Source organism: Stenotrophomonas sp. YJH_SMC_37, from assembly GCF_059370035.1.
This window is the reverse complement of sequence record NZ_JCAFTG010000017.1, coordinates 21325-33699: the sequence shown is the minus strand read 5'-3', so window position 1 is coordinate 33699 and position 12375 is coordinate 21325. Positions and strand designations below refer to the sequence as shown.

Annotated in this window: 12 protein-coding genes; 6 read left to right on the top strand and 6 right to left on the bottom strand. The window is 67.7% G+C overall.

The annotated features are described in order from the left end of the window. The first annotated feature begins 225 nt into the window (after positions 1-225). Positions 226-1188 carry a L,D-transpeptidase family protein gene (locus tag AC5P8J_RS18415; protein ID WP_494540236.1) on the top strand — a complete coding sequence of 321 codons (963 nt, stop codon included), beginning with the start codon at positions 226-228 and terminating at the stop codon, positions 1186-1188. A gap of 4 nt (positions 1189-1192) precedes the next feature. After that, entirely contained in the window at positions 1193-1849 is a 657-nt protein-coding gene (locus tag AC5P8J_RS18410; protein ID WP_021204417.1) for a M23 family metallopeptidase, read from the top strand. A 187-nt stretch (positions 1850-2036) separates the two neighbouring features. Here the strand turns inward: AC5P8J_RS18410 and AC5P8J_RS18405 are convergent, their stop codons facing one another. The 4 genes from AC5P8J_RS18405 to hflK form a co-directional block, all read right to left on the bottom strand. Next, positions 2037-3329, bottom strand: a complete 1293-nt coding sequence (locus tag AC5P8J_RS18405; RefSeq protein WP_494540235.1) for an adenylosuccinate synthase — start codon at positions 3327-3329, stop codon at positions 2037-2039. 293 nt (positions 3330-3622) lie between these two features. Beyond that, on the bottom strand, positions 3623-3808 hold the full coding sequence (locus AC5P8J_RS18400; protein WP_005410640.1) for a DUF2065 domain-containing protein: 186 nt from the start codon (positions 3806-3808) through the stop codon (positions 3623-3625). A gap of 67 nt (positions 3809-3875) precedes the next feature. Next, positions 3876-4739, bottom strand: a complete 864-nt coding sequence (gene hflC, locus AC5P8J_RS18395; protein WP_019660037.1) for a protease modulator HflC — start codon at positions 4737-4739, stop codon at positions 3876-3878. Next, on the bottom strand, positions 4736-5869 hold the full coding sequence (hflK, locus tag AC5P8J_RS18390; protein ID WP_005410642.1) for an FtsH protease activity modulator HflK: 1134 nt from the start codon (positions 5867-5869) through the stop codon (positions 4736-4738). The genes hflC and hflK overlap by 4 nt, the downstream gene beginning before the upstream one ends. A 153-nt stretch (positions 5870-6022) precedes the next feature. On the opposite strand from hflK, the gene AC5P8J_RS18385 reads away from it, so the two are divergent. Both AC5P8J_RS18385 and pilH read left to right on the top strand, forming a co-directional pair. Beyond that, positions 6023-7018 carry a YhdH/YhfP family quinone oxidoreductase gene (locus AC5P8J_RS18385; RefSeq protein ID WP_005410643.1) on the top strand — a complete coding sequence of 332 codons (996 nt, stop codon included), beginning with the start codon at positions 6023-6025 and terminating at the stop codon, positions 7016-7018. 88 nt (positions 7019-7106) lie between these two features. Then, complete coding sequence (pilH, locus tag AC5P8J_RS18380; protein WP_005410644.1) at positions 7107-7478, top strand: twitching motility response regulator PilH; 372 nt, start codon at positions 7107-7109, stop codon at positions 7476-7478. 88 nt (positions 7479-7566) lie between these two features. Here the strand turns inward: pilH and AC5P8J_RS18375 are convergent, their stop codons facing one another. Beyond that, positions 7567-8460, bottom strand: a complete 894-nt coding sequence (locus tag AC5P8J_RS18375; RefSeq protein ID WP_021204418.1) for a DnaJ C-terminal domain-containing protein — start codon at positions 8458-8460, stop codon at positions 7567-7569. 260 nt (positions 8461-8720) lie between these two features. Here AC5P8J_RS18375 and AC5P8J_RS18370 point away from each other — a divergent pair, with 260 nt between their 5' ends. Beyond that, the gene (locus AC5P8J_RS18370; RefSeq protein ID WP_021204419.1) at positions 8721-9203 is read left to right on the top strand and encodes a peroxiredoxin; all 483 of its coding nucleotides are present in this window, start codon (positions 8721-8723) and stop codon (positions 9201-9203) included. A 29-nt stretch (positions 9204-9232) separates the two neighbouring features. Continuing rightward, positions 9233-9808, top strand: a complete 576-nt coding sequence (locus AC5P8J_RS18365; RefSeq protein ID WP_019660039.1) for a ferritin-like domain-containing protein — start codon at positions 9233-9235, stop codon at positions 9806-9808. 153 nt (positions 9809-9961) lie between these two features. Here the strand turns inward: AC5P8J_RS18365 and pbpC are convergent, their stop codons facing one another. Beyond that, positions 9962-12343, bottom strand: coding sequence for a penicillin-binding protein 1C (gene pbpC, locus AC5P8J_RS18360; RefSeq protein ID WP_495217024.1), 2382 nt, complete (start codon positions 12341-12343; stop codon positions 9962-9964). Positions 12344-12375: the final 32 nt, after the last annotated feature.

Genomic DNA, 12375 nt, shown 5'->3' with positions numbered 1-12375 from the left:
CAAAACGGGGGGATGCGCCCTTATCGGCGGCACGGCAGGCAATCTTGATCGCCATCCACCAATGGCGTCGGCCACTGTTCACCTTGGTGAGTCGCCGTCCCAGTGGCACCTGCCGGTGCAACCCGGCCGCAATGACATGCCTGCTCATGCGGGCATCAGATCCCTTTCACGGTGGCTCGGCGCCGTCTGCGGGCAAGGTGGTGGCGTTCCCTGCTGGAGTCCCCGATGCCGTTACCCATGCCCCGATCCGCCCTGCTCGCTCTCTCGCTGCTGGCATCACCTGCCTTCGCGCAGGCGCCGCCGCCTAGCCTGCCTGCCCCCATTGCCGAGAAGGCAGGACCGGACACCGCACCCCGCTCTGTCCTGCACGCCCAGGTGCTGCTGGATCGCGCGAATTTTTCCCCCGGCCAGATCGATGGCGAAGTGGGCAGCAACCAGCGGCGCGCGGTGTCGGGCTTCCAGGCGGCGCATGGGCTGAGCGTAACGGGTGAACTGGATGACGCTACCTGGAAGGCCCTGCAGGCCGATACGATCACGCCGCTGGCAAGCTATACGCTCACGGCTGAAGATGTTGCCGGCCCGTTCCAGGCCATACCGAAAGGGCCCGCCGCACAGGCCAAGCTGAAGTCGCTGGGCTTCAGCAGCGTGGAAGAAGGCCTGGGCGAGCGCTTCCACGCCTCCCCTGAGCTGCTGAAGGCACTCAATCCCGGCGTCGATCTGGCCAAGGCCGGCAGCCGCATCCAGGTGCCCAACATCGGAACGGGGGACTTGCCGAAGGCGGCGAAGATCGTGGTCGACAAGTCCGACTCCACACTTCAATTGCTGGATGCGCAGGGCAAAGTGATCGCACAGGTGCCTGTCTCATCCGGCAGCCAGCACGATCCGCTGCCGATCGGCGAATGGAAGATTCTCGGCGTGTATCGCGACCCGCCGTTCCACTACAACCCGAAGCTGTTCTGGGATGCGCGCAAGGGCGAAAAGAAGGCGACGCTGCCGCCCGGCCCGAACAATCCGGTCGGGCGGGTCTGGATCGACCTGTCCAAGCCGCACTACGGCCTGCATGGCACACCCGAACCCGGCCACGTCGGCAAGACAGAATCGCATGGCTGCGTGCGCATGACCAACTGGGATGCGCTGCGCGTGGCCGATGCGGTGGATACTTCGGTGCCCGTGGTGATGCAGGAGTGAGCCGATGCGCCTTTCGCAGCTGATCGTGCTGGGCGTGCTGCTGGGCGTGGGAGTGGGCTGGTGGCTGCACCGCGATGCAGGTGAGCCGGTGGCGGTTGCCCCGCCCGCAGTGCAACCTGCGGTGGCTGCGGCTGCAACGCCGGGCGTGGACGCCCCGGCTCCCACGGCTGTGCCGCCGTCCAACGCCACCGATGCGCCAGCCGGTCTGCTGCTGCCGGTGCAGGGCATCCAGGCGTCCCAGCTGCGCGACACGTTCACCGATGCACGCAGCGAGGGCCGCGTGCACGATGCCATCGACATCATGGCCGATGCGGGTACTCCGGTACTCGCGGTGGCCGACGGCACGGTAGAAAAGCTGTTCGACAGCAAGCGCGGTGGCCTGACGATTTATCAGTTCGAGCCCAGTGGACGCTGGTGCTACTACTACGCGCACCTGCAGCGCTATGCCGATGGCCTGGCCGAGAAGCAGGTGATCAAGCGCGGGGAGGTGATCGGCTACGTCGGCAGCACCGGTAACGCCAGCGCCGAGGCGCCGCACCTGCACTTCGAGGTGCACGTGCTGGGACCGGAAAAACAGTGGTGGAAGGGCAAATCCATCAACCCGTACCCGTTGCTGAAGCCGCCTGCTTCGACGGCCGGCGCTGCCAGCGCCGCAAGGTGAAGGTGAACACCGCCAAGGCAGCCCCTGGGACCAGCACGAACAGAACCGTCTCGCCTTTCACGCTGGCATGCTGGTCATCGCGTCGCTTCCCCGCTGGCCTGCCCACACGGTAATGAAGAAGCCCCGCTTTCGCGGGGCTTCTTCTTTCAGCGACGCCGGGCGTGGCCCGGCGCTACCAGTCACGCCCTCAGGCGAACGGATCCTGCAGGACCATGGTGTGGTCGCGGTCCGGGCCGGTGGAGACGATGCTGATCGGGCAGCCGGCCAGCTCTTCCAGCGAACGCAGGTAGGCGCGTGCGGCCGGCGGCAGGTCGTCCCACTGGGTGATGCCGTGGGTGTTCTCGCTCCAGCCCGGGAACTCCAGGTACACCGGGGTGCATTCTTCCCAGCCCTGCGCGTCCAGCGGCGCGTACTCGGTGCGCTTGCCGTTGTATTCGTAGGCGATGCAGACCTTCAGCTTTTCCATGCCGTCCAGCACGTCCAGCTTGGTGATGCACAGGCCGCTGATGCCGTTGATGGCCACGGCGCGCTTCAGCGCGACGATGTCCATCCAGCCGCAGCGACGCGGGCGGCCGGTCGAAGCGCCGTACTCGGCGCCGCGGTCACGGATGCCCTGGCCGACTTCGTCGTCCAGTTCGGTCGGGAACGGGCCGCCGCCGACGCGGGTGGCGTACGCCTTGGCAATGCCCAGCACGTAGTCGATCGAATCGGCGCCGACGCCGGAACCGGCCAGCGCACCACCGACGGTGGTGTTGGAGCTGGTGACGTACGGGTAGGTGCCGTGATCGATGTCCAGCAGCGCACCCTGCGCGCCTTCGAACAGCACGCGCTTACCCTGCTTGCGCAGGTCGTGCAGGATGCCGGCCACGTCGGACTTCATCGGCTGCACGTATTCGCCGAAGGCCAGCGCCTCGTCGAAGGTCTTCTGGAAGTCGACCGCATCGGTGTTCAGATACTTGGTCAGCACGAAGTTGTGGTAGTCCAGCGCAGTGCGCAGCAGTTCTTCCAGCTGCTTCGGGTAGTGCAGGTCGGCGATGCGGATGCCGCGGCGCGCCACCTTGTCTTCGTAGGCCGGGCCGATGCCACGGCCGGTGGTGCCGATTGCCTTGCCACCGGCAGCGCGCTCGCGCGCCTGGTCCAGGGCGATGTGGTACGGCATGATCAGCGGCGCGGCCGGGGAGATCTTCAGGCGCGAACGCACTTCCACGCCGGAGCCTTCCAGCTCGGCGATTTCCTTCTGCAGCGCGGACGGCGAGATCACCACGCCATTGCCGATCAGGCACAGCGCGTCGTCACGCAGGATGCCCGACGGGATCAGGTGCAGGACGGTCTTCTTGCCGTTGATGACCAGGGTGTGGCCTGCATTGTGGCCGCCCTGGAAGCGCACGACGGCGCCGATTTCCTCAGTGAGCAGATCGACGATCTTGCCCTTGCCTTCATCGCCCCACTGGGCACCCAACACTACGACAGACTGACCCATGACGGGCTCCTCGATTTGTAGCGGCCATCGGGGCCGCGGACGGGTAAACCGTGGCGGGGCTGGCCAGCACCTGGAGGGCGGCTCCAAACGGGGAGCGGCCGGCGATGGAAGGCCCAGACACGGAAAAAGCCGGACGGGGAGGCCCGTCCGGCTTTTGTGCATTATCCGGGTTTCCGGGGTCGGGTGCCACCTTTCCGACGGACGGCTTCACCGGCCGGTCAGCCGCCCCGCCCGGTCGTGCCGGCCGTTGGCCGGCAATCCCGGGTTGCCGGCCAGCGGCCGGCACTACCCTCTCAATGCCGCGCCCACCACAGCAGGCTCAGGCCGGCCAGCAGCACCAGCCCACCGAAGCTGCGCAGGGCCGGGCTGGGCAGGTCCAGCAGGCGTTCGGCCATGCGCTTCCAGGCGAACGGGGCGACGAACAGGAACAGGCCTTCCAGCACCGCGACCAGGCAGACGGCGGCAAACAGATCTTTCATCGGGAACTCCGGAAAAAGCACGGGGCCCGGCGTCTGGCCGGGCCCCGTGGGGTACTGCCCTGCGACCTCAGCGGTCGTTCTTCAGGTACTGCAGGAACGGGTCGTTCTTGTCGAGCACGATCACGCCATTGCCGTCGGTCATGGAGCCACGGTAGGCCTCCAGGCTGCGGTAGAACGCATAGAACGACGGATCGGCCGAGCCGGCCTTGCCATAGATGCGGGCCGCCTCGGCATCGCCTTCACCGCGCAGGCGCTGCGCATCACGCTCGGCCTCGGCGATCAGCACGGTGCTGTCGCGGTCGGCCTGGGCACGGATGGTCAGCGACTGCTCCTCGCCCTCCGCACGCAGCTTGGCCGCTTCCTGCTTGCGCTGGGCGCGCATGCGCTCGTACACGTCGTTGATCACCTGGCTGTCGGTCGGCAGGTCCACCTGCTTGATGCGCAGGTCGATCATCTGCATGCCCAGGCCAGCCACCGCTTCGTTGATGCCCTTCAGCTGCTCGGCGATCAGCTCGCTGCGGTCGCCGGACACCAGCTGCTGCAGGGTGCGCGAGTTGATCTGGTTGCGCAGCGAGTCGGTGATGATCGGCGCCAGGCGGGCGTTGGCCACACGCGGGTCGCCGCCGGTGGCACGGAAGTAGTCACCCACGTTGGAGATGTAGCCGATGGCGAAGAAGTCGACGCTGACGTCCTTCTGCTCGGCGGTGAAGTAGCGCGCCGGCGCAGTGTCGAGCACCTGGAAGCGGCGGTCGAAGACCTTCACCGTTTCCACCACCGGCACCTTGAAGTGCAGGCCCGGCTTGATGTCCGAACGCACCACCTTGCCCAGGTTCAGCACCATGGCGGTCTGGTCCTCACGGACCACGTACACCGAGCCGAGCAGGCCCAGCACCACCGCCACGATCACGGCGATCCAGATAGGACTCTTCATCGGCTGCCCTCCTCACGGCCGCTCGGTCGCCCGGTCGGGCGGCCCACCGGCCGGCCCGGATCACGGGAAGCTTCCGCCGCTGCACCCGGCAGCGACGGCATCACCACGTCCGGGTTGGCCACTGCGGCCGGAGCCGACGTGCTGGGACGGGTATCGCCGGTCATCGGCACGTAGATCAGCTGGCGGCCATCGCCACCGATCACCTTGCGGTTCTCGCTCAGCACCTGCTGCACGGTCTCCAGCCACAGGCGCTTGCGGGTCACTTCCGGAGCGTCCTTGTACTGGGCCTGCAACAGGCTGAAGCGCTGCGCGTCACCCTCGGCCTTGGACACCACGGCCTGCTTGTAGCCTTCGGCAGTGGTACGGGCGCGCGAGGCTTGGCCCCGGGCTTCCGGCACGACCTTGGCGGCATAGGCCTGGGCCTCGTTGATCAGGCGTTCCTTGACCTGCTGGGCACCGTTGACCTCGTCGAAGGCCGGCTTCACTTCCTCCGGCGGACGGGCGTCCTGCAGGGTCAGGCCGGTCACGGTCAGGCCGGTCTTGAACGCCTTCAGCAGCGCCTGCAGGCGCTCCTCGGCGGCGACCGCCAGCGGACCACGGTTGTTCAGCACGGCGTTGAGGTCGGCGCGGCCAACTTCCTCGCGCACGGCGCTCTGCGCCGACTGCTCCAGCACCTGGTTGGCATCCACGGTGCCGAACAGGTATTGCTGCGGGTCGTCGATGCGGTACTGGACGTTCAGCGAGACGTTGACGATGTTCTCGTCGCGGGTCAGCACCGGCACTTGGATCGAGAACGTCTTGATCTCGGTGGCATTGACCTTGGTGACCGATTCGATCGGCCAGGGCAGCTTGAAGTTCGGGCCGGGCTGCAGAATGCGCGAGAACTGGCCGAAGCGCAGCACCACACCGCGCTGCTGTTCGCCGATCAGCTGGAAGCTGGAGAACAGCACCAGCAGCACCACGGCTGCCACCACCCAACGCACGATGCCGCCGTCGAACAGGTCCTTCAGCGGCCCGGGCAAACCGCCCCAGCCACCACCATTGCCACCGCCGCGTGACCCGAACGGCCCGCGTCGATTGTCCTCGGGGCCTTGTCCGCCCTTATTGCCGCCGGGTGTATTCCAGGCCATGCACGCTCCATCAAGATTTGGGCTGCGGCGCGGGCCCTTCCCGCACCGCCAGCCGTGAAACCATCACCGATCATACAAGATGGGGCGGATCGGCAGGATCGAAAGGGGGGCAACGGGGTAAGGTGGCGTTTTCCTCGAAGTCAGGCAACGCCGATGGCCCCCACCACCCCGTTCACCGCCTTCCGCATCGAAAACGACGACGCCGGCTATCGCAGCGGCCTGGTCCGGCTCGGGGTCGACGACCTCAACCCCGGCCAGGTGCTGATCCGCGCCCACTGGTCCTCGGTCAACTACAAGGACGCGCTGGCCGGTACTGGAAAAGGGAAGATCCTGCGCCGCTTCCCGCTGGTGGGCGGCATCGATGTGGCCGGCACCGTGGTCGCCAGCACCGACCCGGACTGGCGTGAAGGCGACGCGGTGCTGGCCACCGGCTGCGGCCTCAGCGAGACCCGCGACGGCGGCTACAGCCAGTACGTGCGGCTGGAATCGCGCGCGGTGATCGCCCAGCCGGCCGGGCTGACCCCACGCGAGGCGATGGTGCTGGGCACCGCCGGCTTCACTGCGGCGCTGGCCCTGCTGCGCATGCAGGACAACCGGCAGACCCCGGAACTCGGACCGCTGGCAGTCACCGGTGCCAGCGGCGGCGTCGGTGCGCTGGCGCTGTCGATCTTCAGCCGTGCCGGCTACAGCGTGCACGCGGTCAGCGGCAAGCCGGACCAGGCAGGATTCCTGCGCAGCATCGGCGCCACCGAGGTACTGCCGCGCGACGCGCTGGCCGACACCGGAGCGCTGCAGTCGGCGCGCTTCGGGGGTGGCCTCGATAATGCCGGAGGCGACATGCTGGCCAGCCTGCTGGCGCAGACCGTGCCCTACGGCAGCGTGGTCAGTGCCGGCCTGGCAGCCAGTCCGACGCTGGACATGACGGTGATGCCGTTCATCCTGCGCGGTGTCTCGCTGCTGGGCGTGTCCTCGGCCAATGCGCCACGCGGACTGCGTGAGGAAGTGTGGTCGCGGCTGGGTAGTGACTGGAAGCCGCAGCACCTGGACCGCATCTGCACCGCCGAAGTCGGCCTCGATGGCCTTCCTGCCGTATTCGAACGGATGCTGGCGGGCGGTTCGCTGGGTCGCACCGTGGTACGGATCGACTGAACGTCGCAGGCAGGCGACGGACGGCAGACGCGGCCCTCCCGCCGGTAATGGGCCCGCACTACACTGCGGGCATTACATGGGGAACAACATGGCACGCATTCTGATCGTCGACGACTCACCGTCGCAGCTGTTGGGGATACAGCGCATCGTCGAGAAGCTCGGGCACCAGATCCTGACCGCCACCGATGGCGCCGCCGGGGTCGAAACCGCCAAGGCCGAGCTGCCCGACCTGGTCCTGATGGACGTGGTGATGCCCAACCTCAACGGCTTCCAGGCCACCCGTACCCTCGCCCGCGACGAGGCGACCCGGCATATCCCGGTGATCCTGGTGACCACCAAGGACCAGGACACCGACCGCATGTGGGGCATGCGCCAGGGCGCCAAGGCCTACATCACCAAGCCGTTCTCGGAGGACGAGCTGTCCGAGGTGCTGGAGCGCGTGTTCGCGGGCCAGGGCTGAGACGCGCGCGGTGTTGCCGGCCGCTGGCCGGCAACCACGCATCACCGTCCAGGGCAATGAAGTTGCCGGCCAGCGGCCGGCACCACCTTCAAATGGTCTCGCCGAACGCCTTGGCCAGATTGCGGTACGCCTTCTTCTGAGCCTCATCGGTCGCAGCCGGGGCCACGATCTCGATTTCGACGATCTGGTCGCCGTCCGGGCTGCCCGGCAGGCCACGGCCACGCAGGCGCAGCTTGCGGCCGGCATCGGAATCGGCCGGAATCTTGAGTTCCACCGCACCACCCAGGGTCGGCACGCTGATGCTGGTGCCCAGCGCGGCCTGCCACGGCGTGAGCGGCAGCGTATAGAGGATGTTGCGACCATCGACCTCGAACTGCGGGTGGGCGGCGTATTCCACCTCCAGCAGCAGATTGCCGCCATGGTTGCCCTGCCCTGCCAGGCGGATCACCTGGCCCGGGCGGATGCCCTTGGGCACGCGCACGTCCAGCTGCTTGCCGTTGACGGTGATGCGCAGGCTGTCGCCGCTGTAGGCCGCTTCCAGTGGCACCGACAGCTTGGCGCGGGTATCGCGGTTGGGCGCATGGCCCTGGCTGCTGAAGCCCGGACCGCCCCCCGCGCCCGCTCCACCGCGCTGGCGCGCGAACAGGCTTTCGAAGAAGTCGCTGAAGCCGCCGTTGGGGCCGCCGCCACCGAACACTTCCTCGAAATTGAAACCACCGGCGCCGCCGTAGTTCGGCGGCACGTTGAACTCCTCGCCCGGGCGATAGCCCTGCGCGCGCAGCTGGTCATAGGCCGCACGCTTTTCCGGATCGCGCAGCGCCTCGTAGGCCTCGTTGACCGCCTTGAACTTGTCTTCGGCCCCGGCCTCCTTGCTGACGTCCGGGTGGTACTTGCGTGCCAGCCGGCGGTAGGCGGTCTTGATCTCCGCCTCGCCCGCGCTCGGTTCCACCCCCAGGGTGGCGTAGTAATCCTTGAATTCCATCCAGCTACCTCGATTCGCTTCGGCCGCGCCGGTGGCGCCGCCCCGGGTTCATTCTACGCGCCTGCGAGGCTACGCCGCCCCTCGTGCGGCCCCGGTGAGGCCGACTGATCCTGCGCAATGCGGCTGCCATCCCCGTGCGCCACGCTGTGGCTGGAAGCCCCTGCCACAAAGCCGGAAGATGGAGCCTGCACACCGGGTTTCCAATGTCTTGACGCCCCTCTCCCATCCGGCCCACTAGCCTGCCCCAGCAAGGAGTTCCCATGACCATCCATGTCGGCGACCGCATTCCGGAAGTGACCCTCAAGCGCATCCGCGAGGGCATTGAAACGCTTGATACGCATTCGTTGTTCGATGCGCGCAAGGTGGTGCTGTTCGCCGTGCCCGGCGCGTTCACCCCGACGTGCTCGGCACGTCACCTTCCCGGCTACGTCGAAAAGTTCGAGGCCTTCCGCCAGCGCGGCGTCGACGTCTACTGCATGGCCGTCAACGACCCGTTCGTGATGAAGGCCTGGGCCGCCGACCAGAGCGTGCCCGACGGCCTTCTGATGCTGTCCGACGGCAATGCCGAGCTGACCCGCGCCTTGGGTCTGGAGCTTGATGCGAGCGCGTCGGGCATGGGAATCCGCTCGCGTCGTTTTGCCCTGTACGTCGACGACGGCGTAGTTCGAGAGGCCTGGGTTGAACAGCCCGGCCAGTTCGAAGTGTCTTCGGCCGAGTACGTGCTGGAGCATCTCCCCACCTGATTCCCCACCGCAGAAGGAAACGGCCAGCCATGTCCACGCAGCCAGCCAAAGCCAGCAAGCCCGCCGCGGAAATTGCCGGCATCAGCGACCGCAAGACCCTGCGCGAACGCGCCCGGCGCAACATCGAAGATGGTGCGATCACCGACAGCTACAGCGCTGACCGCGAGGTGGTGATCAAGCTGCTCAACGACGCACTGGCCACCGAGTACGTCTGCGTTCTGCGCTACTACCGGCACTACTTCATGGCCAAGGGCATGCTGGCCGACGCGGTGAAAGCCGAGTTCCTCGAGCATGCACAGCAGGAGCAGGCGCATGCCGGCAAGCTGGCCGAGCGCATCGTCCAGCTGGGCGGCGAGCCGGATCTCAACCCGGATACGCTGACCGCGCGTTCGCACGCCGAATACAAGGAAGGCAGCGACCTGCGCGACATGGTGCGCGAGAACCTGGTGGCCGAGCGCATCGCCATCGACAGCTATCGCGAGATGATCAACTTCATCGGTGACCGCGATACCACCACCAAGCGCATCCTTGAAGAGATCCTGGCGCAGGAAGAAGAGCACGCCGACGAGTTCGCCGACCTGCTGGATGGGTGGATCGGGGAGTAGTCGCTACGCCACGCGATCGCTGCCATCTACGGCGTTGTAGAACCGAGCCCATGCTCGGCTGACCGCTGCACGCACGTCGCAGGAGCAGCCGAGCATGGGCTCGGCTCTACAGCAGCGTGACAACATGCGGGAAGTGCCATCCAAGGTCGGCATCTAGCGCAGGACGTTGAACCGCACCTGCGTCCAGGCGCCGTCGGCTGCCAACGCGGTCAGGGTGTGCGTGCCGGGTTCGGCGAACTCTCGCTGCATCAGCTGCGCGCCGTGGGTCTGTGCAATCCAGCGTCCATCCAGCAGCCACTCCACCGCCTGCTCGCTGCCCAGCGCGCGCAGCTGCAGGCGTACGCCATGTTCCGAATTCGGCGCGCGCGCCAGCGTGGCGCCATCGTTGAGCCCATCGATGTGCAGCGCAACGCTGGCCTCGCGGCCATCATCACGGCAGTCCGGCGACAGCGCCGGGAGCTGCGAGGCTTCGCGCGTGGCCTTGGACAGCCATGGCGACAGCAACGCTGGCCAGCGCGCGATCTCGCGCGCGACTTCTTCGTGCGGCAAGCGGCAATCGGCTGACACGCGCAGACCGGTACGCGCATCGGCAAGGTAGCGCTGCCGACCTGGTTGCCAGCGCCGTGCTTCGCGCTCGGGGAAGGTCGGTGGTGCCGCGCCTTCCAGCAGATAGGCTGGCATCAGCCGCTGGCAGAGCGCAGCAGGCAGGCCTTCGGCACGCTCACCAGTCGGCCAGCAGATGTCTTCCTGGCTGACGCTGGCCGGCATCGGCGCGGCCGCCGAATCACCGCGCTGGCGCGGCAGGCTGTCCACCACCTCGAACATCAGCGGCGCCGCGGTCACCGCGCCGTACTGGCCCGGTAGCGGTGTGCCGTCCGGTCGGCCCACCCACACGCCCACGGTGTAGTGGCGGGTGCTGCCAATCGCCCACGCATCGCGGTACCCGTAGCTGGTGCCGGTCTTCCACGCCACGCGCGGGCGGCCACCGACATCGAACGTCCCGACGCTGTACCCCGGCCGCGGATTCGATTCCAGCATCTCGCGCACGATCCAGCTGGCGCCGGGCGAAGCGAGGCGCCGCTCGATCATCGGTTCGTCATCGGCGTAGCGCACGCGCCCGGCGATGCCGTTGCGGTTGAGCGCGGCGAACGCGCCGACCAGGTCTTCCAACCGCGCGCCGGTGCCGCCCAGGATCAGCGACAGATTGGGCGTACTGCCTGGCGGGAAGCGCAGCTGGATGCCCGCGTGCGACAGACGTGCAGCGAAGCGCGCGGCACCGACCCGCTGCAGCAGGTCCACCGAGGGCACGTTCAGTGACAACCGCAAAGCGCTGGACGCGCCGATCGGCCCGTTGAAGGCCATGTCGAAGTTGCCGGGGCGGTAGCTGCCGAAACTCTGCGGCGCATCCACCAGCAGGCTTTCCGAATGGATCAGGCCATCATCCAGCGCCATCGCATACAGGAACGGCTTGAGCGTGGAGCCCGGCGAGCGCCAGGCCTGCACCATGTCCACGTGGCCGAGCCGCTGGCGGTCGCCGAAGGACAGGGTGCCCACATAGGCACGTGCCTGCAGGGTCTGGTTGTCGACCACCAGCAGGGCAGCCGAGGTGCGTTCTGGCAGCGTCGAGAAGTAGCTGGCCACGCGCTCTTCCAGCGTGCGCTGCAGGCCGATATCAATGCTGCTCTGGATGCGCGCTTTGCCCGGCTGCGCTGAATGCAGTCGCTGCGCCAGCAGTGCCGCATGCAGCGGCGGCCGCAGCGAGCGCGCCACCACGTTCTCGATGCGCGCGTCCTCCACTTCCTCCGGCGTCCACGCACCCAGTTCGGCCATGCGTGACAGCACCTTGTCGCGCGCCTTCTGCGCCGCTTCCGGATGGCGGTCCGGGCGCAGCCGGCTTGGCGCCTGCGGCAGCACCGCCAGCAACGCGGCCTCGGCATGCGACAGCTGCGCCGCCGGCTTGCCCAGGTAGGCCCAGCTGGCCGCTTCCACGCCCTCGATGGTGCCGCCGTAAGGCGCGCGCTCCAGATACAGGGCCAGGATCTGCTGCTTGCTCAGATGCACTTCCAGCTGCACCGCGCGCAGCATCTGCTTGAGTTTGCCCCAGGGCGTGCGCGAGTGCGGGTCGAGAATGCGCGCCACCTGCATGGTCAGGGTCGAACCGCCGGACACGATGCGGCCGCCGCGCAGCAGCTGGCCGCTGGCACGCAGCATCGCCACCGGGTTGATCCCCGGATGGCGCCAGAACCAGCGGTCTTCGTAGGTCAGCAACGCCTGCAGGTACAGCGGCGAGACGCTGTCGATCGAGGCAGGATAACGCCACACGCCCTCGGCATCGGCGAACGCACGCAGTGGCGTGCCGTCGGCGGCCACCACCAGAGTGCTGGTTTCGCGCTGCTTCGGCAGCGGGGGCGGGAAGGCGAAATCCAGCACCAGCAGCAGTGCCAGCGTGGCGGCCATGCCCCAGCGCAGCCACGGCCACAGCGGCCGCCACCGGCGGCGCAGGGCCGCCAGCCGGGTCGTCATCGTGTTCTTCATTGCGGGTTGCCAGCAGGACGGGCCGCGCCGTC